Consider the following 20,517-nt stretch of genomic DNA (forward strand, 5'->3'; position numbering starts at 1 on the left):
CCGCCGCACCGCCACAGGAAGAGAGACCGGATGCGCAAGCTGACCTACTACGTCGCTGCCAGCCTCGACGGCTACATCGCCGCCCCGGACGGCAGCTACGACTTCTTCCCCTTCGAGGGGGAGGTCCGGGAGGCGATCCTCGCGGAGTATCCCGAGACGATGCCGGTGCACGTCCGCGGGCCGTTCGGCCTGACGGACGTCCCGCACCGGCACTTCGACACCGTGATCATGGGGCGCGGCACCTACGAGCCCGCCCTGAAAGCGGGCATCACCAGCCCCTATGCCCACCTGAAGCAGTACGTCGTCTCCCGCACCCTGACCCCCGCCGACCCCGAGGTGGAGATCGTCGCCGACGACCCGGCCGCCCTGGTGCGCGAACTGAAGAAGCAGGACGGCAGGGACATCTGGCTCGCCGGCGGCGGCAAGCTGGCCGCCGCGCTCCGCGAGGAGATCGACGAACTGATCATCAAGCGCAACCCGGTCGTCATCGGCACCGGAATCCCGCTGTTCGACGGCCCGTTCACCCCGACCGGCTTTCTGCCGACCGCACGCCGCGACTTCGACTCCGGCCTCAGCATCGTCAGCTACACGAGGACATGACGCGCGGCGGACGCATCCGGCGCCGAACCCACCGTCTTCGGCCGGCTGGAGTCGGACCCGGTGCCGTTCAGCGCGCGAGCACCCACTCCGGTGCCCAGGTCCCGGGCGCGCCGTGACCGGCCGCCGTGGCGGCGAGGTGGGCGCGGAGGGTGGCCAGCGCCGGGTGGGGGTTGTCGCGGTGCCAGAGGAGCGAGTGCGGGTAGACGGGCGTCGGATCGGTCACCGGGATGCGGCGCAGGCCGTGGCCGGCGGGCCAGACGAGGCGGGTGTGCTCGCCCATGAAGGTGGCCAGGGCCGGGGTGTCGGCGACGGTGTCGAGGAGCGCGTCGGAGCCGAAGTTGGGGCCGGTCGCCTCGATGGTGAGGCCGAACTCGGCAACGAGGTCGTCGTAGTAGGCGGCCCACTCGGTACCGGGCACGATGCCGGGCATCCAGATCCGGTGCCCGGCGAGCTGGGCGACGGTCACCGACCGGGCGCCCGCCAGCGCGTGGGCGGGGCCGGTCAGGAGCTGGAGCGGCTCATCCAGCACCCGGACGGACTCGATGTCCTCGGGAAGGGGCCGGCCGGGCATGGCGACGGCGCGGAAGGACGCGTCGATCTCACCGGACCGGATGGCCGCGACGGCCGTCTCGACGTCGAACAGCATCACCACGTCGAGGTCGATCTCGGGGTGCGCGCGGTGGAAGCCGCGCATCAGGCCGGACGGCGCGACGCGCGAGGCGATCACGTCGACCCGCAGCGCACGGATGCCGGCGCGCACGGACGCGGCCGCGCGCTCGGCGACGCGCAGCAGCTCACGCGCGTGGGGCAGGAACGCCTGCCCGTCGATGGTGAGCTCGGCGCCGCGCGGCGTGCGGGTGAACAGCCGCACGCCGAGGCTGCGCTCCAGCGCGGCGATCCGCTTGGAGACGGCCTGCTGGGTGACCGCCAGCGCGGCGGCGGCCTCCTGGAACCGCCCCGCGTCGGCGGCGGCGACGAAGGTCCGGACGGCGCCGAGGTCCATGGCGACACCCTACTTCCACAACCAATGGTTGTGGCTCGCGGCCCCGCAGTTGTTTGATCCCCAGGTATGGTGCTCGCTTTGATGTTTCCGATGACGCTTCCGATCGCGGGTCGGTTGTGCAGGCGAGTGGTGACGAGAGGTGTCGGGCATGAGCAGCGGGCACCGGCTGGGACAGCTGCTCGGACATCGCCTGGGACGGCGGTTCGGGTGGCTCTGGGCAGCGTACGGGACCAGCGCGCTCGGCACGTGGCTCGCCTTCGGCGCGTTCCCGCTGATCGCCATCCGGGTGCTGCACGCCGGACCGGCCGAGGTCGCCGCGCTCTCCTCCGTGGGGGCCGCGGTGGGCGCGGCCGTGGCGGTGCCGCTCGGCCCGTGGGTGGAGTTCCGCCGCAAGCGGCCGGTGCTGATCGCGACGGACCTGGCGCGGTGCGCGGCACTGCTGACGATCCCCACCGCGTTCGCGCTCGGCGTGCTCACCTTCCTACAGCTCCTGCTGGTCTCGGTCGTCGTCGCGGCGGCCGACATCACTTTCCGCGCCGCCTCCGGCGCGTACCTGAAGACGCTGCTGCCGGCCGAGGACCTGCTCGTCGCCAACTCCCGGTTCGAGTCCACGGCCTGGACGACCACGATCATCGGACCCCCACTGGGCGGTTGGGCGATCGGGCTCCTCGGCCCGGTGGCGACGGTGGTGGCCGACGCGGTCAGCTACCTGCTCTCGGCCCTGGGCATCCGCGCGACGGGCGGCCACGAACCACGGCCCGAGCGCAGCAGGGCCCCGCGCCTGCGGGCCGGTGACCTGCTCGACGGCTGGCGGTACATCCTCGCCGACGCCGCACTGCGTCCGCTGTTCCTCAACACCGCCCTGTTCAACGGCCTGGTGATGGCCACCCAGCCGCTGTTGGCCGTCCTGATGCTCGGCCGGCTCGGGTTCGCACCGTGGCAGTACGGCCTCGCCTTCGCCGCCCCCTCGATCGGCGGGCTGCTCGGTTCACGGCTGGCCCGGCCGCTCGTCACCCGGTTCGGGCAGCACCAGGTCCTGGTCGCGACCGGGGCGCTGCGCGCGCTGTGGCCCGTCGGCCTGGCCTTCCTCGGGCCGGGCACCGCAGGGCTGCTGCTGGTGATGGGCGTCGAACTCGGGCTCATCTTCTGCTGCGGGGTCTTCAACCCCGTCTACGCCACCTACCGCCTCGAACGCACAGCGACCGACCGGGTGGCCCGCACGCTGTCCGCCTGGGCGGTGACGACCAAGGCCGCGACCGCGCTCCTGACGGCCCTGTGGGGCGTGCTGGGCGGCCTGCTCGGCCCGCGTACGGCCATCGGCCTGGCCGGCGTACTCCTGCTGGCGACCCCGCTGCTGCTGCCCCGCCGCGCGACCGCGCTTGCCTCCGAGCCGGAGCCGACCCCGAGCCGCGCCTGACGGCGGCCCGCCTCGCCATGGCGTTACTTCAGATGAACGCTCAGTCTCCGGGGACGTCGGTGGTTTCGGTCCGGGTGTAGAGGACGTCACGGCCCTGCTCGGCGGCGCGGATGAGTGCTTCGCTGACGAAGTCGAGGAAGCGGGCGGCGTTTTCGAGGCGGGCGGCGGCCGGGGTGCCGCGGCCGAGGACGCTGACGCCCTGCCGTGCGGCTTCGATGAACTGGTCGTTGGCCCGGGCGCTGCGGATCATCGACTGGTACCAGAGGTCGTCGTCGACGACGTAGCGCTCGCGGCGGCGTTCGTCGCGTTCCCGGCGGACGAGGTCCAGGTTCTCGAGGTACGTGATGGCTTTGGAGATGGACGCGGGGCTGACCTGGAGGCGCTGGGCGAGTTCGGAGGCGGTGAGGCTGCCGGTGTCGGTGGTGTACAGGCAACCCAGCACCCGGGCCATCATTTTGGGCAGGCCCGAGGTCATGAAGACGGTGGTGAGGGCCTCCTGGTACTCGGCCACGGCCTCGGCGTCGCGTCCGTAGGGCTGCGGGAGTGCCTGTGGCCCCCGGGGCGCGGCCTGTTTGCGTCGGTGGGTGCGCTGCTGGGTGGCGCGGTGGGCCAGGTCGGCGCGGTAGGCGGTGGGCCCGCCGTTGCGCATCACCTCGCGCGTGATCGTGGAGGTCGGGCGGTCGAGACGTCGGGCGATCTCGGCGTAGGGAAGGCTGTCGGCCAGCCCCAGCGCGATCTGCTGGCGTTCGGCCTGGGTGAGCCTGCCTCCCGGCATCGGTGCGCTCCTTCATGCCCCACAGGTGCGCCATGGGGCTGCTCGGTGTTCCTGACCCCTCCACCATAGCGTTCATCTTCAACACGTTGCAACGATCGACACGTCCGACGTTGCATTAAACGAGAGGATGTTGCAATGATTTTGGCGCTTTCACCTGCATAGATACCGCTCATACGCAAAGGCAATGTTGCAGAGATTTGGAAAGCAACGTAGCGTTTCCGGTGTCAAGAAACAGCGATCCGCAAGCAGAGGGAGAGCACGATGCAGAAGTTCGACACCCCCGCCCCGATCTCCGCCGTCCTGGACATCCCGGCCGGGCGCATCCAGTTCATCGCGGCCGACCGGACCGACACCGCGGTCGAGGTCCGGCCCGCCAACCCGTCCAAGAGGCGGGACGTCCAGACCGCCGAGCAGACGGAAGTCGCCTACGCCGACGGCGTCCTGCGGATCCACACCGCCGAGCCCAAGAACCAGATGTTCGGCCCCTCCGGATCCCTGGAGGTCACCGTCAAGCTGCCCGCCGGCTCCCGTGTCGAGGCCAGGACCGCCGGCTGCGAGTTCCGCGGCGTCGGCCGGCTCGGTGACGTCGCGTTCGACGGCGCCTACCGCCAGATCAAGATCGACGAGACCGCGAGCCTCCGCCTCACCGCCCACGACGGTGACATCGAGGTCGGCCGGCTGGGCGGCCCCGCCCAGATCAGCACCGCACGGGGCGACATCCGGATCGCCGAGGCCATGGGCGGCAAGGTCGTGCTCCGCACCGAGTCCGGCGACATCACGGTCACCGCCGCCGCCGGCGTCTCGGCCGCCCTCGATGCCGGTACCAGCTACGGCCGCATCAGCAACGCCCTCAAGAACGACGGAACCGCCGAACTCGACATCAGCGCCACCACCTCCTACGGCGACATCACGGCCCGAAGCCTGTGAAGGAACAGAAGCCGGCACGGTCCGGCCGCGCCGACCGCAGCTCTGCTACGAGTCAGCTCTGCTACGAGACGGCCGGCGGGCCGTGCATCAGGCGTCTGACAGGTCGTGGGAAACGTTCAGCCGGCGGTCTCGATCCGCTGCGGGGCGATGCCCAGGATGAGCTTTTCCAGCGCGTCCTGGGTGGGGCCGAATGTGGCCAGCCAGGTCTCGACCAGATAGATCTCGCTGTTCTCGTCGATGCCGAGGAGGAATCTGCCCCGATCGAGTTCGCCGATGGGGAAGAGGGCGCGCCCGACGGCGTCACTCCAGTCGGCGAAGCGGTCTTCCTCGCCGATCAGGAGGTCGAGGTCGAAGTGGAAGGGAGCCTTGGCGCAGGTGATGCCCGGTCCGCTGATCTGCACGTCCAGGCCGCCGAACTCCGTCAGGAAGGCCTCGGAGGCATCGTGCATGCGGATCAGTCCGGTCCGCTCTAGCGTCTCGCGCCATCGGTCGACGGGGACGCGCCGTCCGGGCCGCCAGCCTGCTGTGCGCAGTGTTTCCTCGACCACGCCAGTTCGCCGTAGTGAGGATGCTGCCGCATCGACCCAAGCCTGGTCCACCGGAACGTTCTCGGGCCAGTCCGGCCGCCTGTCTGCCTGCCACTGGGCGAAGTCGTCACGCAGGAACTGCGGGTCCACGGGTTTGAGCCGCACCTGTGGCCGGTGATCCGCCCACCAGACTTCGAACTCGGCCTCGGTCCCTTTGTCCGGCCAGCGTTCTGCGACCGTGGGCAGCAGCAGAACGTCGACGAAACCGCTGACCGGAAGCCCGATGTCGACGAAGATACCGATCGCACCCGGGTTCGGGACCGCAACGACCGTCCCCCGGAGTCTTTGCCCGAACCGCAGGCCGCGACGGATGCGACTCCACTCTTCAGCGCTGACCACCCTGACATCCTGGCATCTCGCTCCGGGCAGGGGCCTGGTGATCGCGACTTTGCCGGGGACGATCACGACCCTTGCCTGTTACTCACTTTCGGGTGAAGGCGGTCGTGGTGGCGGGGGAGAGGGGGCCCATGGTTGGTTGCCTCGGGACCGTATTTTCAAGGCGCAAGGCGTTGATACAGCATCAGATAGGTGCATTTGGTATCTAGATGGTGCTTACATGCGCGAGTCACGGAAATTTGCTGAAACGGTAATTCCCTTCGCATGTCCCTCATGGTGTGGAGGGCCTGAGCGCAGGGTGTGCGTGTGCGGCCGACCGGTCGCACACCAGCACAACACACCGGGTTGGCCTGCGCTTTCTCTGTCACGGCCGACTGGGTGTGGGCACCCTCGAAGGGGGACCTCGTGTCCGTTTCTTCTTCCGTCCGCCGTCTGACCGCCGTCACCGCGGTGGCGGCCGCTGCCGTGGGCGCGGTGGCGCTGCCGGCCGCGGCGGCCGATCACCACCCGGGCTACCCGCGGCATGCGGTGGTGTACATCAGCGGTGTGCAGTACGACTCCCCGGGCCGGTACGACGGTTCCAACCGTTCGCTGAACAGGCAGTGGGTGGACGTCACCAACTCGACCCGGCGGGCGGTGAACCTGGAGGGCTGGACTCTGTCGGACGAGGAAGGCCGTACCTACACCTTCCGTCATGTGTGGCTGCAGGGCCGGGCAACGGTCCGTGTCCACACCGGTTACGGCCGGGACACCCGCACCGATGTCTACCAGGACCGGCGGCGTGAGGTGTGGGAGAGGGACGGTGACACCGCGACGCTGCGCAACGACCAGGGCCGCTTCGTCGACGCCGTCTCCTGGGGCGGCGACCGCGAGCACCGCGGTGACCACAGGGGTGGTGACCGCGACCAGTGGGGCGACCACAGGGAAGGTGACCGCGACCACTGGGGCGGGCACCGTCACTGATCCGGCGGTGGGTGGCGCCGACGCATAGCCGCCTCGACAGCACGCAGGTCGCCTCCTCCGGGTGTGGAGGAGGCGACCTGCGGCATGCCGTGTGGGTGGTCCGGGAAGGGGATGGCCCGGCAACGAAGTTGGCGGCCCTGCGCCGCGCACACCGGTGGATCTGCGCAGAGGCCCGCCCCGTGTGCTCGCCTGGTCGTGAACGGCACCTTTTGGTACCCGCGTTTCCTCGGCTGCGTCGGCTCGTTCCCGACCAAGTCGTGCTGGCCTGGCCGGAGTTCCGTATCGACGGGCTGTCGGAGGCCGGGCCCGCCGGCGCACCCTGGCTTCCGGTGTCCGAGCTCTTCACCGGTGCCGGCGCCCCGGCATTCGTGAAGCCGTCGCCGACCCGTCCCCGCGTTGGGACGGGGACGCGTTCTGCCCCGCGGCGGACGGCTCTTGCCACCTCTCGGCGTACCCCGGCGGTTGAGGGCCGGCCCCGGCTCAGGCCGACGGCAGTCGCCGCGGACGCCTCCGGTTCGCCGCAGCAGACGCCGGCGAGGGCGAAAGCGACGGCCGGGGCGATCACCGGGTGGCAGCCCACCGCGAGGTGGCTCGCGGAAAATGAGTTGCCTACGGGCCGAGGCCTCGATCATGATCGCCCGCATGGACCTGTGACGACTGCCACGTAGCAACGACCCACCCCTCTCGCGCGGTTGACCTCTGAGCCTGACCACTCGGCTGCGAGGCGATGACCCGCGCCCGCGTGTGCATCCGTCGTATCCCAGGAGCCGCGGCCTGGCCTGCGCGAACTCCTGCTGAGTCCTGAAAGCAACCACATTCATGCATACCGACCGCAAGGCCCTGTGGGCCGTGCGTCAGTCCGCCCTGCCCACCGTCGTACGACCCTGCCCGGACTGCTCCGGCACCCGGCACCGTCCCTCGGGCAAGATCCGGGTCAACGCGAGCGGCAAGCTCCTGGACGTCTGGCTGCTCCTGAGCTGTGCGGCGTGCGACCGGACCTCGAAGGTGCCCGTCCACGAACGCGTCCACGTCTCGTCGCTGGAGCCCGCTCGTCTGGTGGCGTACGAGAACAATGACCCGGCCGTGGTGAGGGAGCTGACGATGAGTACGTCGCTCGCCGCGAAGAGCGGATACCGCCTCGACTGGGCCGGTACCTGGGCGCTGGAGACCCGCACGCCCCTCTATTCACTCGAGGACCCGACACCGCTCAAGGTGGTGGTCGGCTTCGAGCTGCCCGTGCCGGTCCGCGTCGAACGACTGCTCAAGCTCGGGCTCGGACTCAGCCGCACTCAGGTACGACGCATGGTCGGGAACGGTCGTATCCACCTGCCGCTGGCCCCGGACGCCAAGGCGCACCAGGACTTCGGGTTCACCCTCCACGGACCCGGTTGCGTCGACGCCGCGAAACACGCAAGGCTCCCCGGCGCTCCGACCGACCCGCCCACTGACCTGAGCCACATCGACCGCCTGCACCCGGCGCCGCAACACATGTCTCGCCCGGCGGTGGGAGCGTAGGAGAGGGACAGCAGGGCCTCCTGAACAGCCGGTTGGCGCAGACAGCCGTCGAGCTGCCCGGAGGCCCTGCCGTGGTGCGGGTGCGGTTGCCGGTCGGCTCGCTCAAGAGGGGCTCGTCGCCGCAGAGTTGCTGGTTCTGCGCTCACCGTGGATCGACGCCACACGGCCGCGAGTGCGCGAGCGGATGGGCGTCAGGTCAGTCGTCGCAGGACGGCTTGGGCCGTCTGTCTGGCGGTGGCGGCGGTGGGCGAGGTGATCTGCACGAACCGGCTGCCGTTGAGGACGTCGAGCAGGGCGGGCTGGTGGCCGGATTCGCGTCCTCGCAGGCCCGGCGGTCTGCACCACCCTGCGCGTCAGCAACCGTCGTCCGCTGGAACGGCGGCCGCAGCTTCGACGCGGTGCTCACCGGGTCCGGCGGCGTGGACAACAAGGTGGCCGGGCGGCGGGCAGCAGGCCGTGATCCAGACCCGCGACGTCACGCGGCATCACCATCACACACCACGGCGGACAGGCGTCGGGTGAGACGGGCACGAGCGGCCCCGAAGGACACGCACAGCACCGCCGGTGCGAGGCCGGCTGTGTGCCTGCCGGGATGGTGTCGTCAGAGTACGGCGAGCCGGTCCACGAGCAGTTCCACCCGCTGCTCGGTGTACTCCGGCGGCAGCCGTCCCGTCCGGGTCAGGGTCGCCACCCCGTGCAGGGCCGCCCAGAACACCTCGGTGAACAGCCCCGGGTCGACGCCGTCCCCGGCGACCTCGCCGAGGCACTCCAGCAGCGCGGCGAAAGCGTCCTTGAGGGGTTCCGGGGTGTCCTCCTGTGCGTAGGCGAGGCCGCCGTCGAGCTGGAAGAGGGCGTCGTAGACCGCCGGGTTGCGTGCGGCGAAGTCGAGATAGGCGCGGGCGAGGGCGGTGACCCGGGCGCGCGGGCCGTCCGCGGCGGCGGTCGCGGCCCGCACCGCCACGGCCATCTCCGAGGCACCCTGGAGGGCGACGGCGCCGATGATCTCGCGCTTGCCGCGGAAGTGGCTGTAAAGGACGGGCTGGCTGTATTCGATGCGCTCGGCGAGTCGGCGGGTGGTGACCGCGTCCCAGCCCTGCTGCTCGGCGAGTTCACGGGCCGTCGCCACGATGAGGCGCTCGCGCTCCGCCCGCTCGCGTTCCTTGCGTTCTTGTACCGACATGATGCGATCCTAGCACCGCTAGACAATAGAGCGGCAGCAGCGCTAGCGTTGCCTTATCAGCTAGCAGCACTAGATGCCGAGAGGGTCATCATGCTCAACGCACTCGAGGTCGTCACCACCGTGGTCGTCGGCGTGATGGTGGGGGTGGAGTTCTCCGTCGCCTTCGTCATCAACCCGATCCTCAACGCCCTCCCTGAGGACAGCCGCCAGCTCGGCCACGCCCACGGGGGCCGGATGCTCGGCGCCGTGATGCCGGTCTGGTACATCGGCTCGCTCGTCCTCGCCGGCATCTGGGCCATCGCCGGATGGCACCACCACGGCACCGGCCTCGTCGTCACCGCCGGCGCGCTGCTGATCCTCAGCGTGATCATGTCGATCCTGCTGCTCGTTCCGATCAACAACCGGAACAAGACGTGGACCCCCGAGAACCGGCCCGAGGACTGGAAGGAGCAGATGAACCGCTGGCTGCGCTGGCACTACGTCCGCGTCGCCATCATCATCGCCGCCTTCGCCCTGCTGGTCACCGCCCTCACCTGAGCCCACGGGCTCACGCCCGGTCGCCGCCCGCAACCGCTCGGCCGTGCGCCCGAAGTACGGCACCGCCATCTCCATCTCCATCCACATCCAGAACCCGGACAGCGAGAGGAAGTACCGAAGAATGGCCAAGCTGCAGAGTCTCGACCCGCACACGCCGATGTTCGCGCAGTTCAAGGAGGAGACCGGGCCCATCGTCCTGGCCAACACCTTCGTCGTCCCGAAGGAGAGGACTGAAGCGTTCCTGGCCCTCTTTCGCAGGCAGGCCGAGTTCATGAAGGCTCAGCCGGGATTCGTCTCCCTGCAGATGCACAAGGGAACGGCGGACAGTCAGCTCCTGATGAACATCGCGGTCTGGGAGTCGACCCAGGCGCTCGCCAAGGCGTTCGGCAGCCCGGAGTTCCAGCGCATGGCGGCCGAGTTCCCCGACGACATCGTGTCGTACCCGCACATCTTCGAGCAGATCGACGTATGACGCGGCAGCTGCAGCCGGGGGAGAGCAGCCGGAGAAGCCCCGCCCTCCCCTGGGCAGTTACGCATCCACCCACCATGCCGGGTCGCCAAGGAGGTCGGGCAGGGGCCGTGCCATCCGCGGCTGATCTGGCCCCGGGGTCAGGTGAACTCCTGCCGATCGAAGTCGATGTGGAACTGACGAAGACTCGCAAGGAGAAGAACAATGTCGCTGAAGAAGATCAACACCGTTCTGGCCGCCGCCTTCATTCTCTTCATCCTCTGGTTCGGGACGGAGTTCATCCTGAGCCCGGAGACGACGGCGCCGGGCTTCGGCCTGCCGAGCTGGCCGTCCGGCGACGGCGGCGGCTTCCTGATCATCAAGGGAATACGCGACGTCGTCCTGGCCCTGGTCCTGGGCATCCTGCTGGTGACGGGCCACCGCCGGGCGCTGGGCTGGGTACTGCTGGTGGAGGCCCTCGCCGCGTACGGTGACATGACCACCGTGCTGGCCCATCACGGGTCCGTGGCCACCGCGCTCGGCGTCCACGGCCTGACCGCGACGCTGATGGTGGTCAACGGCCTGCTGATGATGCGCGAGACCCGCAAGGTCGCGGCCGCTCCGGCGACGCCCGCCCCGCAGCCCGCCTGACGCCATCGATCCGAGGCGGCCCGGTGGAGCGGCGCCCGGACCGGACGACGTGCGACGGGAGGTCGACGGTGCCGTGGGCGGGGCCGGTCAGGTTCTTCAGGCGGGCCGGCCGCCGGTGCGTATAGCAAGGTCGGCAGGACGGTGTGTGGCGCTCGGGGCCGTGTATGGTTGCCGGGTTCGTGGTTGACCAGGAGCTGAGGACGGGAGGTGAGGTTGATGACCGCACCCATGGCCACCGTGGGCAGCGTCCGGGTCTCCCTCACGTTCCGGGCCGTGGCCTGACTCGCCGTCCCACCTCGCTGAGAGCGTGAGCTCGCGGGGTCACCACACGAACGTCTCCCGGAACGGATCCTCCATCGTCATGGGCAACACTTGGCTCTCGCGCGCCGAAACCAGCGCCGACATCCCCGCCATCCGCGACATCAACCTTGCCGCCTTCCCCACCCCTGCCGAGGCTGACCTCGTCGACAGCCTGCGCGCCGACCCGACCGCCTGGATCGAGGGCCTCTGCCTCGTCGCAGCGGACGAGACCGGCCGCCCGGTGGGCTACGCGCTGCTGACCCGCTGCCACATCGACACCACGCCGGCCCTGTGCCTGGCCCCGTGCGCCGTCCGACCGGAGCAGCAGCGGACCGGTGCGGGTACCGCCGCGATTCGTGCCGCCCTGGCCGCAGCACGATCCCTGGGGGAGCGCCACGTGGTCGTCCTCGGGCATCCGGCCTACTACCCCCGGTTCGGGTTCACCCGTGCCTCGGACCACGGCATCGGCCTGACCATCGACGTCCCCGACGACGCCCTGATGGCACTCAGCCTCGACGCCGGCCATCCGCTCCCCAGCGGGACCGTCCACTACGCTGCTGCGTTCGGTATCTGACCCGACCTGTGCCGCACGGGCCGAACTCCCGCGCGGCACGCGCACCGGCTGCCATCTCGGTGAAAGGGGCCTCGGTAAGGAAACAGGGAGCGGGGGACACCCCGCAGAATCTCAGAGACACCCGAAGGCGGGGTCTGCTCCCGACTCCATCGCCTGCCCGCGGCCCGGCTCAACTGCGGCTTGCCGGCAAGCATGATGTACGACAACCGCCGGGCCCGGACATCCGTGCCGGGGGGTGCCCGTGGAGTTCGAGTCCACGGGCACCCCCCGGCACGGGGCTCACTGCATCACGCTCGAAACACTCCTGGCGGGCCCGCTGCCGCGTCCGTCATTCCCAGGGGCTGGCTGGCTGCGTCGTCGGCCACACCCTGCACCGTCGCTATGCCATGGCCCGGATGCTCTCACCCCATCCGGTGGAGGCGAGGCCGCCGCCTGCGAGGCGACGTCAGCTCACCGGTAGCGGGCCCGGCCCGCTGCCGCGGCCGCGGTCAAGGGCACGGTCAGGAGTGCCGCCAGCCAGAACAGGGGCCGGTAGGCGTGCGCCTGAGCGGTGGAGGCGGCCAGCCAGCTGGCCAGGGCGCTGCCCACGTAGAGTGCCACGCCGAACATGGCCACGCCCGTCGCGCGGGCCGTCGGGGACAGGGCCGTTGCCCACGACTGGATCGTGGAGTGCATGAAGGACCAGCCACCACCGAGGAGCAGCGCGGCCACGACGAGCGCCCCGCTGGACTGGCTGTACCCGGCGAGCAGGTAGGCCACGGCGATCTGGACACCGCCGGTCACGATCAGGCGTACCGCGCACCACTGCCCGACGAGCCGCTTGACCACCTGGGCCGCGGTCATGGAGCCGACCCCGTACAGGGCGGCGACCGCGCCGGCCAGGGTGGTGGGAACGCCGTGCGCTTCCAGGGCCGGGGCCAGGTAGGTCAGGAAGCCGAGCAGCACCGCTCCTTCCAGCAGCGCCACCGCCATGACGTACCACTGCCACGGCGAGGACAGGACCACACGGAAGGGGGCCGGCAGTGACCCGGAGGGTGCTCGCTCGGGCTCGGGCAGGCGGCGCAGGGCCACCGCCAGGTAGCAGGCGAGGACGCCGGGCAGGGCGAACACCAGTCGCCAGCTGAGGTAGTGCGCCAGTGCCCCGGCGACGACCGTGGCCACGGCGGTGCCCAGCGCGAAGGCGGTCATCAGCTCGCTGAGGGGCCGCTGCCGTATCGCGACGGGCACCGTGTCGCCCACGTACGTCAGGGAGGCCGCGATGGAGGCGGCGAAGAACGCGCCGGCCAGGGCGCGGGCCCCGATCAGCACGGGGGCGTCGGGAGCGAGGGCCGAGGCCAGGGCGGCCGGCGCCGCGCCGGTCAGCGACACCCGCATCACCCACACGCGGCCCCATCGGTCGCTGGCCACCCCCCACACCGGCTGCATCAGCCCGTACGTGAGGTAGTAGCCGCTCGCGGCCAGGACCACGGTGGGCAGCGGGGCCCCGAGCCGCGGTCCGATGAGAACCAGCATGGGCGCGATGCAGAAGCGGTCGAAGTTGCTGACGAAGCCGGCGGTGCGCAGCAGCCGCAGGGAGGACGTGGGCAAAGTCGCCGCCGGAGCCGACGCGGTGGTGGTCACGAGGGGACGCTCCCTTCCGAGGGGTTCGACGAGAACGGGTGACACAGGGGGGCCGACCCGGACGGATGCGGTCCGGCACCAGTTCAGCACCGGGCCCCTCGGGGCGGAGGTCGCCGGCTATTACCATCACTCACACCCTGCCGGTCCGGCCGCGCGCAATCAGAGGACGGCGCCCGCGTTCGAGCAGGCGCCCGCTGTCGGCAGGAGAGGCACGATGCAGTGAGCGCCGCACGCACACCCCCCGGCGCGTTCCCCCACCGCGAACTGGGGGCCTTCCTGCGCTCCCGCCGCGAACGGCTGGCGCCGGCAGAAGCGGGGTTGCCGGACGGCCCGGGCCGCCGGACGCCGGGGCTGCGCCGGGCCGAGGTGGCGGAAGGCGCCGGCATCAGCGTGTCGTGGTACACGTGGCTGGAGCAGGGACGGGTGCGTACCTCGGAGCAGGTGCTGCGCGCGGTGGCGCGGGTACTGCGCCTGGATGCCGCGGAGACCGCGCACGTACTGTCGTTCGTGGAGGAGAACAGACAGCCCGCCGACGCTCCCACCTGGGTGTCGCGGAACCTGCTCAGCCTGGTGCAGGCCATGACACCGAACCCGGCCGTGGTGCTCGATCCGCACTGGGACCTGCTGGCCTGGAACGCCGGGTACGCCGCGCTGCTCACCGATCCGGCGCGGCTGCACCCCAAGCAGCGCAATCTTCTCTGGCTGGTGTTCCGCTGGCCGCCGGCCAGGACCCTGCTCGCCGAGTGGGAGGACGAGGCCCGTGCGCTGCTCGGCCAGTTCCGGTCCCGGGCCGCTCGCCGTCCGCACGATCCGCGGTTCGCCGAACTCGTCGGGGAGTTGCTGGCCGACGCCGACGCGGCCCGCTGGTACGAGCGCCGGGAGACGGCCGGGTTCCAGCCCTCGGTACGCCGCTTTCGGCATCCGGCCGCGGGCGAACTGCGCCTGCGGTACGTGAAGCTGGCCGCGGTGGACGAGCCCGGTCATCACTTCCTTGCCTACCTGCCCGATGACCGGGTCTCCGAAGACGCCCTGCGAGGACTGCGGGGAGGCGAGTGAGCCCCGGGGTCCTGGCCGCCTTCGGGACGCGGGACCGCGGGACTCACCTCGGCTGCTCGCGCCGCGCGGCCGGATCAGCCGGACAGCACGGCCTTCAGGACGGCGTCCGCCGCGACGTCGGCCAGGGCATCGGCGTGGTGCTCCGGCGGGTAGACCGTCACCATGCTCTCCAGGTCGAAGCGCGCGGCGAGGGCGGGCAGCAGCCTCACGTATTCGACGAGGTGAGCGCCGGTGAAGGCCCCCGACCCGACCAGGTCGAGCTGCCGGTACACGATCTGGTGCGCCTTGAGCTCGGTGCCGCCCGCGTCGGTGTACTGGCCTGCGACCAGGTAGGAGCCGTCCCTGCGGGCCGGGGTCAGGCCCTGGGGCCACGGCGCCCGGGACCCCGGCGCACTCGATGACCAGGTCGACGCCGTCCGGGCCGGCGGCGGCCCGTGCCTCGCGCAGCACGGCCTCGGCATCCGCGGCGTCCACGATGTTCAGGTGCACGTCACCGGTGCCGCGGCGGCCGCCGCGGCCAGTCGCCGCTCGGGACCGCCCGTGATGATGACGCGTGCCGCCCCGGCGAGTTGGGCGAAGGCCGCCGCGGCCGGCCCGACCGGGCCGCTGCCCTGGACGATGACGGTCTCTCCCAGGCGCACGGGCCGTCCCTCGTACAGGGCGTGCACGACCGTGGGACCGGCGCAGGCCAGGGCCATCGCCGCCGTGGCGGACACGCCCGGCGCCGCCCGCACCACGGTGGTGCCCGGCTCGAGGACGATGTGGTCCGCCCACGAGCCGGCGAGGGCCATGGCGTCGGTGATGGCGCGGTTGACGCCGTAGGTGCGCCGATTCTGGCAGAGGTGCTGCAGCTCGTCCGCGGGGCAGCAGATGAGGCCCGACACCCCTTTGGGTGCGGCTCGGTGTTCAGCGCACCGTGACGGTCTGGGTCGGTCCGACCATCTGCAGGCGCAGCTTGGTGGAGCCGAAGTCCGCTTCGTAGAGCGCGCCGCGGAACTTGAGGGCGCCACGGTGCTTCGTCCGCACCCATGTGTCGACCTTGCCGCCGTCCCCGACCGCGCCATGGGCGCACTTCACCGTGTGCCAGCGCCCTGTGCCCTGCCGCTGCTGCACGCAGAACCTCTGAAGAACATCGCTGTCGTTCGCGGCGTAGCCCTTCACGTGGACGCGCGCGCCGGCCTTCACGGTGCGCGGGCTCACCTTGAAGTCATAGCTGACCTTCGCGGAAGCGGTGACCGCACTCAGCCCGAGTGCCGATATACCGACTGCCGTAACGACGGCCGCTCGCGCGGCACGCCGGTTGAGAACGCTCATCGTCTGTTTCCCTCTTCGGGTGGTCTCGTGCTCGCAACAGTGAAACGGAGGGCGCGAAGCATTCCTCGGCGCGCGTCCGCCGTGCCAGCTCGTCGATGGCAACCTGTCAGAGGGCGAATGAAGCAGAGCGGTTGCCCCGCAATGTGCCGAATTTCCGGCGGCTTTCCGGCGAGCCTGGATTCGGAGCCTGTCATGAGCTCTTTGAGGTCCACGCAGGTTTCTTGGACACGACCTGCCCTCGGGCCTGGCCGCCTGCTGCTGCGCGACGACGTCGTACGCCCGGCCCCGCACAGCGACGGTGATGCGCAGCTTCTCGCGGAGCATCGCGCCGGTGAGGACGGCCCGCTCGTACTGCAACGGGGTGCGGGGTACCACTGCCCCGGGTCCAGGACCGAAGGCCGGGCGAGGCCGGTGGCTCTTGCGCTTGCGTCCCCGGTCCGGTGACAACCACCGCCGGCCGTTCGTTCACCGCACATGCCGGATGAACTGCCGTCGCCCGAAGGGATCGGAGCCGCTCGCCCGCCCGCCGGCGGCTGGAGGCGTGACCAACTCGCCGCCTGGGGCGTCCTGTGGCCCCCGCCGAAGGGCTGGAAGGACGAGCTGACCGCGCGCTGGAAGGCCGCCCAGCAGGACGGCTGACCCGACGACAGCGGGGCCGGGCAGGATCACCCTGCCCGGCCCCGCTGCTCATCCGTGCGGCTGCCCCCAGCGCATCCCGATCGCAGACACCGGAACCACTGTCGAGGCGCTGCTCATGCTCATGAACAGTGCCAACATGCGGATGGCCGTCAGGGCCTCTCCTGGGCGGAAATACTGACGGCCCGGACGAGACAGTCGAGTGCGGTGGCCAGGCGGAGGCGGCCTTCTTGGTGTTCATGCCTGGACCACCGGCTTGAGAACCTCCTCACACCACTCGCGGAAGGTCGTCGGGCTCGCGGTCCGAGGGGTGCGCCGCGCGCCGTCGTCGAGGCCGTCGTCCTTGGCGCGCATCATGTCGACGTAGCCCTGCACGAGCGCGTCCCCGATGCCGTGTCCGGCGAGTGCGGCGCGGAAGTCGTCGAGCGACTGCCGCTCGTAACGGACCGGGCGGCCGAGCACGTCGGACATGATGCGCGCCATGTCGTTGGCCGAAAGGTCCTCGGGGCCCAGCACCGGGACCTCGCCCGTACCCGTCCACGAGCGGTCGAGCAGCAGGCCGGCGGCGGCCGTGGCGATGTCCCGGGTGGCGGCCGTCGGTGCTTTGCGGTCGGCGGCGACGGTGTCGGTGAACACGCCGTCGTCGCGGATCGAAGCCACCTGTCGCAGCAGGTTGTCCATGAACGTCGGGTTTGCGAGCGCCCGGTAGGCCACGCCCGTGCTCGCGATGAGGTCGTCCATGGCCAGCGACGCTGTGACGTGCCCGGCGCGGCCTGCGACGGGAGTGCCGCGGCCGAGCGCCGAGACGCCGACGACGTGTCCGACTCCGTGGGCGGTGAACGCCTTCGCGGCTGCGCGAGTGAACCCGGAGTACGCGGCGTCCAGGCTCGGTGTCCGGTGGGCGGCCGGAGGGACCAGCCAGAAGACGGCGTCCGCGCCGGCGAAGGCCCGGTCGACGACCTCGGCGTCGCCGTGCGAGCCGGTGACGACGTCGACGCGGGTGCAGACCGCGTCGGGGAGCTTTGCGGGGTCGCGCACGATGACGCGCAGTTCTTCGCCGCGAGTGGGGGCTTCGTCGAGCAGGATGTCCAGGAGCCGGCTGCCGATCTTGCCGGTGGGGGCGGTGATGACGATCATGTTTCGAGTCTCGAGGCTGGCCATCCGCGGCGTCCAATACCCTTCCGGGCAATTGATACCTTGAAGGCATGGATCTCGATCTGCGCAAGCTCCGCTACTTCCTCGCGGTGGCCGAGCACCGGCACTTCGGCCGAGCCGCGCAACAGCTCTACATCACCCAGCCGGTTCTCAGCCGGCAGATCAGGGCTTTCGAGCAGGAGTTGCAGTGCGCCCTGTTCGTGCGGACCACCCGCAGCATGGAGCTGACCGCCGCCGGAAAGCAGCTCCACGAGGAGGCGCAGGGGATTCTCGCGACTGTCGACGCGGCAGTGCGCCGCGTCCACAACGCCGAACGGGGCGTCCTGCGGCTCGTTGTCGCCTTCTCTCCCGGGCTGCATGTGTCGGATGCGATCCGGGCGTTCACCTCGCGCCACCCGGACGTCGAGACCGACGTCGTCCCGGCGCGCTGGTGGGAGCAGGACACCCCGCTCCGGGACGGCCGGGCCCAGGTCGGGTATCTGCGGCGGCCGTTCGACGACTCGGGGTTGCACATCATCCCCATCGGTCACGAGCCCAGAGTGGCCTGCATGTCCACGGCGCACCCGATGGCCTGCCGTCAGGAGCTCACCGTTGCGGACCTCGACGGCGAGCGGATGCTCGACGCACCGACGCGGCGAACGTCCTCACTCGAGGAAAAGTTCGAGCTCATCGCCTCCGGGCACGGCATCGCACTCATCCCGCTGAGCGTCGCGCGGTCCTACTCCCGCCCCGACCTCGTCCACCTCCCGGTCACGGATGCCCCAGAGATCGAGACCTGCCTGGCCGTCCTCGCGGACCGGCGCGCGAAGCCGCTGAGCGACTTCCTGGAGATCGCCACCGCCACGCTGCGGACCACCTGAGTCATCCGCGGCCGACCGCTCCCCCGCCAGGCGGCGCAGCAGGCCATTGTCAGCGACTGTGCTACTGCGCTCTCTCGGCTTGGGCTCGGCTGAGGCGAGGGTTCCGCCCATAGGCGTCCCTGTGGTTCGCGAGGAACGTACCGTTCACCGCGGCGCATCGCGGTGTATGCGATGGACTGGGGGAAACGTCGACTGGCCGGTGGCGCACGCAGCGGCGATCGCCTGGCAGGCGGTGAAGGCCGGGGAACCGCTCACTGATCGGGTCAGCTGTACGCGGGCACCGGCATTACTCCACTGACCCGGAGCTGGCCTTCGACCCGGTGAGTCTGCGGCGCCGGCTGCCGTCGATTGTCAGGATGGTGGATATGGAGGCCGGGATGGCGACGCATGACGAGTGGCTGCGGGACCTGGACGCGGAAATCGAGGCCATCGCCGATGCCGTCGGTGCGCCGACGGAGCGGTCGATTACCCAGCGTCTGGACACGATCGAACGAGTTCTGTTCGCGCTCGCGCGTGCGCAGGGCGTCGATCCGGAGGCCCTCTGAGCTTGCCCGCTTGAGCGGCTGCGGCCGCGAACGCCTGGCGCGCAGGTCGAGGTTGGTGAGGAGCTGGTGGGCGGGCGTGTACTTCTTTGGGTGTCGGGGCGGATCAGCATGCCGATCGGGGAGCGGCCTTTGACTCCGTCTGATTCGAGGAACGAACCACTCTGCCCAGTAACCGAAGGAATTGGGCTGCCATAGGCGTGAAAGCTCAAGCGATCCTCAAATAGCGCGCCCATCGGCTTCCATCACTGTCCCTTCACTTGCATCACAAGATCCAAGCCATGTACAAATAGCAAGGCCGCCGCGCAGCTGAAACAAGTGCTGCGTGTACGTGCTTACAGCTCTCTGACCAGGAGCTTCAGTCTGCTTGCGGGGGAAGTTACATGTCTTGGTGTGCGTCGTAGCTTCTTTTTGGGCGATGCCCACTTCTCGGGACTGCGATGCTTTCACGCGGGTTTTTCGCGGCAAATCCATAGATGGATTTTTCGCGGACTTTGCCCTGACTTACCTTATTAAGGCCGTCCTGACCAGACGGTGCGAACACAAAACGGGAAATTTTAGCGTAATGCGCATACGTACAGCGATCTCTGCCGTTCTTGCTTCGTCCCTGACTGCTGCTCTTGCTGTCACCAGCGCCCCGGCCTTCGCCGCTGACGGTGATAACGCCGCGCAGGCTGCCGCTGTTGTGCAGCAGGCCACTGGCACGCAGACCATCGCCGCGTCCACGGCCACGGCCACCAGTCCGGCGCAAGCTACGACGGGCGGTGTAACCGTCTCCACCCCCGAGAACGCCGGCGGTCAGGTTGCCGCCTCAGCACCGGGCACGGGCAACCTGTCACTCGGCCTGCCCGGCCGCAGTGACGTGGAGGGGGTTAAGACCGGAGAGGGCACCGTCGTCTACCCGGATGCCGCCACCGCGACCGACCTGGCGGTCCAGCCCTCCACGGACGGTGGCGCGTCCACTTTGATCACGCTCAAGAATGCCCAGGCACCGACCACGCAGCGCTTCACCCTGAACCTGCCGGCCGACACCAAAGCGGTGGAAGACGGAGCTGGCGGCTACCTCCTGCTGCGCACCCTGGCAGGCGGCACCGCCGCCCAGGAGGTCGGGCACATCTCCGCGCCCTGGGCGAAGGACGCCAACGGCCAGCCCGTACCGACTCATTACACGCTCGAAGGCGATCAGCTCGTTCAGACGGTGGAGACCACGAGCAGCACCGCTTTCCCTGTGGTCGCCGACCCCCACTTCACGTGGGGCATCATCACGGGCACCGCGTATTTCAACAAGTCCGAGACCAAGAAGCTGGCATACGGCGGTCCCGTCGCTCTTGCCGTCCTGACCACCATCGCCGGCCCCATGGACCTTGTGGTCGACCCTATTGCTGCACTCGTCGTGGCACAGGCGGCTCTCGCCGAGCACGCGGACAAGTGTGTAGAGGTCAAGACCGACGGTGTTGTTGCACAGTACAAGGGCGGCTACTGCAAGTAGGTGCCGCCGCTGACTTGAGAGGGGACAGCGCA

At 70.1% G+C, this 20,517-nt stretch carries 23 protein-coding genes; 14 read left to right on the plus strand and 9 right to left on the minus strand.

What is annotated here, in order from left to right; genetic code table 11:
* Positions 1-30: 30 nt before the first annotated feature.
* Positions 31-600 (plus strand): dihydrofolate reductase family protein, encoded by a 570-nt coding sequence (locus tag ACWC2T_RS31595; protein WP_450673756.1) that lies wholly within the window; start codon positions 31-33, stop codon positions 598-600.
* Between the two features lie 67 nt (positions 601-667).
* Here ACWC2T_RS31595 and ACWC2T_RS31600 read toward each other — a convergent pair whose 3' ends face one another.
* Positions 668-1,603, minus strand: a complete 936-nt coding sequence (locus ACWC2T_RS31600; RefSeq protein ID WP_450673757.1) for a LysR family transcriptional regulator — start codon at positions 1,601-1,603, stop codon at positions 668-670.
* A 148-nt stretch (positions 1,604-1,751) separates the two neighbouring features.
* Between ACWC2T_RS31600 and ACWC2T_RS31605 the strand changes: the two genes are divergently transcribed.
* Complete coding sequence (locus tag ACWC2T_RS31605) at positions 1,752-3,020, plus strand: MFS transporter (protein ID WP_450673758.1); 1,269 nt, start codon at positions 1,752-1,754, stop codon at positions 3,018-3,020.
* A gap of 40 nt (positions 3,021-3,060) precedes the next feature.
* On the opposite strand, the gene ACWC2T_RS31610 is transcribed toward ACWC2T_RS31605, so the two are convergent.
* On the minus strand, positions 3,061-3,795 hold the full coding sequence (locus ACWC2T_RS31610; RefSeq protein WP_450673759.1) for a helix-turn-helix domain-containing protein: 735 nt from the start codon (positions 3,793-3,795) through the stop codon (positions 3,061-3,063).
* Positions 3,796-4,056: 261 nt separating this feature from the next.
* Here ACWC2T_RS31610 and ACWC2T_RS31615 point away from each other — a divergent pair, with 261 nt between their 5' ends.
* Positions 4,057-4,722 (plus strand): DUF4097 family beta strand repeat-containing protein, encoded by a 666-nt coding sequence (locus ACWC2T_RS31615; RefSeq protein WP_450673760.1) that lies wholly within the window; start codon positions 4,057-4,059, stop codon positions 4,720-4,722.
* Positions 4,723-4,838: 116 nt separating this feature from the next.
* Here ACWC2T_RS31615 and ACWC2T_RS31620 read toward each other — a convergent pair whose 3' ends face one another.
* On the minus strand, positions 4,839-5,648 hold the full coding sequence (locus tag ACWC2T_RS31620; RefSeq protein ID WP_450673761.1) for an SUKH-3 domain-containing protein: 810 nt from the start codon (positions 5,646-5,648) through the stop codon (positions 4,839-4,841).
* Positions 5,649-6,050: 402 nt separating this feature from the next.
* Between ACWC2T_RS31620 and ACWC2T_RS31625 the strand changes: the two genes are divergently transcribed.
* Together ACWC2T_RS31625 and ACWC2T_RS31630 are read left to right on the plus strand one after the other, a co-directional pair.
* Positions 6,051-6,608: a lamin tail domain-containing protein gene (locus tag ACWC2T_RS31625; RefSeq protein ID WP_450673762.1), complete on the plus strand. Its 558-nt coding sequence runs from the start codon at positions 6,051-6,053 to the stop codon at positions 6,606-6,608.
* Positions 6,609-7,427: 819 nt separating this feature from the next.
* Positions 7,428-8,123, plus strand: coding sequence for a DUF1062 domain-containing protein (locus tag ACWC2T_RS31630; protein ID WP_450673763.1), 696 nt, complete (start codon positions 7,428-7,430; stop codon positions 8,121-8,123).
* 601 nt (positions 8,124-8,724) lie between these two features.
* On the opposite strand, the gene ACWC2T_RS31635 is transcribed toward ACWC2T_RS31630, so the two are convergent.
* The gene (locus tag ACWC2T_RS31635; RefSeq protein ID WP_450673764.1) at positions 8,725-9,303 is read right to left on the minus strand and encodes a TetR/AcrR family transcriptional regulator; all 579 of its coding nucleotides are present in this window, start codon (positions 9,301-9,303) and stop codon (positions 8,725-8,727) included.
* Positions 9,304-9,393: 90 nt separating this feature from the next.
* On the opposite strand from ACWC2T_RS31635, the gene ACWC2T_RS31640 reads away from it, so the two are divergent.
* The 4 genes from ACWC2T_RS31640 to ACWC2T_RS31655 all read left to right on the plus strand — a co-directional run bounded on the left by ACWC2T_RS31640 (position 9,394) and on the right by ACWC2T_RS31655 (position 11,813).
* Positions 9,394-9,840: an anthrone oxygenase family protein gene (locus ACWC2T_RS31640; RefSeq protein ID WP_450673765.1), complete on the plus strand. Its 447-nt coding sequence runs from the start codon at positions 9,394-9,396 to the stop codon at positions 9,838-9,840.
* A 43-nt stretch (positions 9,841-9,883) separates the two neighbouring features.
* The gene (locus tag ACWC2T_RS31645; protein WP_450673766.1) at positions 9,884-10,312 is read left to right on the plus strand and encodes an antibiotic biosynthesis monooxygenase family protein; all 429 of its coding nucleotides are present in this window, start codon (positions 9,884-9,886) and stop codon (positions 10,310-10,312) included.
* A 201-nt stretch (positions 10,313-10,513) separates the two neighbouring features.
* Positions 10,514-10,939 carry a DUF4267 domain-containing protein gene (locus tag ACWC2T_RS31650; protein ID WP_266751675.1) on the plus strand — a complete coding sequence of 142 codons (426 nt, stop codon included), beginning with the start codon at positions 10,514-10,516 and terminating at the stop codon, positions 10,937-10,939.
* 361 nt (positions 10,940-11,300) lie between these two features.
* Positions 11,301-11,813 (plus strand): GNAT family N-acetyltransferase, encoded by a 513-nt coding sequence (locus ACWC2T_RS31655; RefSeq protein WP_450673767.1) that lies wholly within the window; start codon positions 11,301-11,303, stop codon positions 11,811-11,813.
* Positions 11,814-12,263: 450 nt separating this feature from the next.
* Here the strand turns inward: ACWC2T_RS31655 and ACWC2T_RS31660 are convergent, their stop codons facing one another.
* A complete protein-coding gene (locus ACWC2T_RS31660) occupies positions 12,264-13,433 on the minus strand; it encodes an MFS transporter (RefSeq protein WP_450673768.1) in 1,170 nt (389 codons plus the stop codon).
* 219 nt (positions 13,434-13,652) lie between these two features.
* On the opposite strand from ACWC2T_RS31660, the gene ACWC2T_RS31665 reads away from it, so the two are divergent.
* Entirely contained in the window at positions 13,653-14,489 is an 837-nt protein-coding gene (locus tag ACWC2T_RS31665; protein WP_450673769.1) for a helix-turn-helix domain-containing protein, read from the plus strand.
* Positions 14,490-14,563: 74 nt separating this feature from the next.
* Here the strand turns inward: ACWC2T_RS31665 and ACWC2T_RS31670 are convergent, their stop codons facing one another.
* The 3 genes from ACWC2T_RS31670 to ACWC2T_RS31680 are packed head-to-tail and all read right to left on the minus strand — an operon-like array spanning position 14,564 to position 15,803.
* Positions 14,564-14,950 carry a hypothetical protein gene (locus ACWC2T_RS31670; protein ID WP_450673770.1) on the minus strand — a complete coding sequence of 129 codons (387 nt, stop codon included), beginning with the start codon at positions 14,948-14,950 and terminating at the stop codon, positions 14,564-14,566.
* Positions 14,951-14,968: 18 nt separating this feature from the next.
* Positions 14,969-15,373 (minus strand): hypothetical protein, encoded by a 405-nt coding sequence (locus ACWC2T_RS31675; RefSeq protein WP_450673771.1) that lies wholly within the window; start codon positions 15,371-15,373, stop codon positions 14,969-14,971.
* A 22-nt stretch (positions 15,374-15,395) separates the two neighbouring features.
* Positions 15,396-15,803: a hypothetical protein gene (locus ACWC2T_RS31680; protein ID WP_450673772.1), complete on the minus strand. Its 408-nt coding sequence runs from the start codon at positions 15,801-15,803 to the stop codon at positions 15,396-15,398.
* 474 nt (positions 15,804-16,277) lie between these two features.
* On the opposite strand from ACWC2T_RS31680, the gene ACWC2T_RS31685 reads away from it, so the two are divergent.
* On the plus strand, positions 16,278-16,442 hold the full coding sequence (locus ACWC2T_RS31685) for a hypothetical protein (RefSeq protein ID WP_450673773.1): 165 nt from the start codon (positions 16,278-16,280) through the stop codon (positions 16,440-16,442).
* Between the two features lie 234 nt (positions 16,443-16,676).
* Here the strand turns inward: ACWC2T_RS31685 and ACWC2T_RS31690 are convergent, their stop codons facing one another.
* A complete protein-coding gene (locus tag ACWC2T_RS31690; protein ID WP_450673774.1) occupies positions 16,677-17,576 on the minus strand; it encodes an NAD(P)H-binding protein in 900 nt (299 codons plus the stop codon).
* Between the two features lie 68 nt (positions 17,577-17,644).
* On the opposite strand from ACWC2T_RS31690, the gene ACWC2T_RS31695 reads away from it, so the two are divergent.
* The 3 genes from ACWC2T_RS31695 (at position 17,645) to ACWC2T_RS31705 (ending at position 20,485) form a co-directional block, all read left to right on the plus strand.
* On the plus strand, positions 17,645-18,454 hold the full coding sequence (locus ACWC2T_RS31695; RefSeq protein ID WP_450673775.1) for a LysR family transcriptional regulator: 810 nt from the start codon (positions 17,645-17,647) through the stop codon (positions 18,452-18,454).
* Positions 18,455-18,831: 377 nt separating this feature from the next.
* Positions 18,832-18,999, plus strand: coding sequence for a hypothetical protein (locus ACWC2T_RS31700; RefSeq protein WP_450673776.1), 168 nt, complete (start codon positions 18,832-18,834; stop codon positions 18,997-18,999).
* A 415-nt stretch (positions 19,000-19,414) separates the two neighbouring features.
* Positions 19,415-20,485 (plus strand): hypothetical protein, encoded by a 1,071-nt coding sequence (locus ACWC2T_RS31705; RefSeq protein WP_450673777.1) that lies wholly within the window; start codon positions 19,415-19,417, stop codon positions 20,483-20,485.
* Positions 20,486-20,517: the final 32 nt, after the last annotated feature.

The sequence above is a fragment of the Streptomyces sp. NPDC001393 genome (assembly GCF_053597455.1).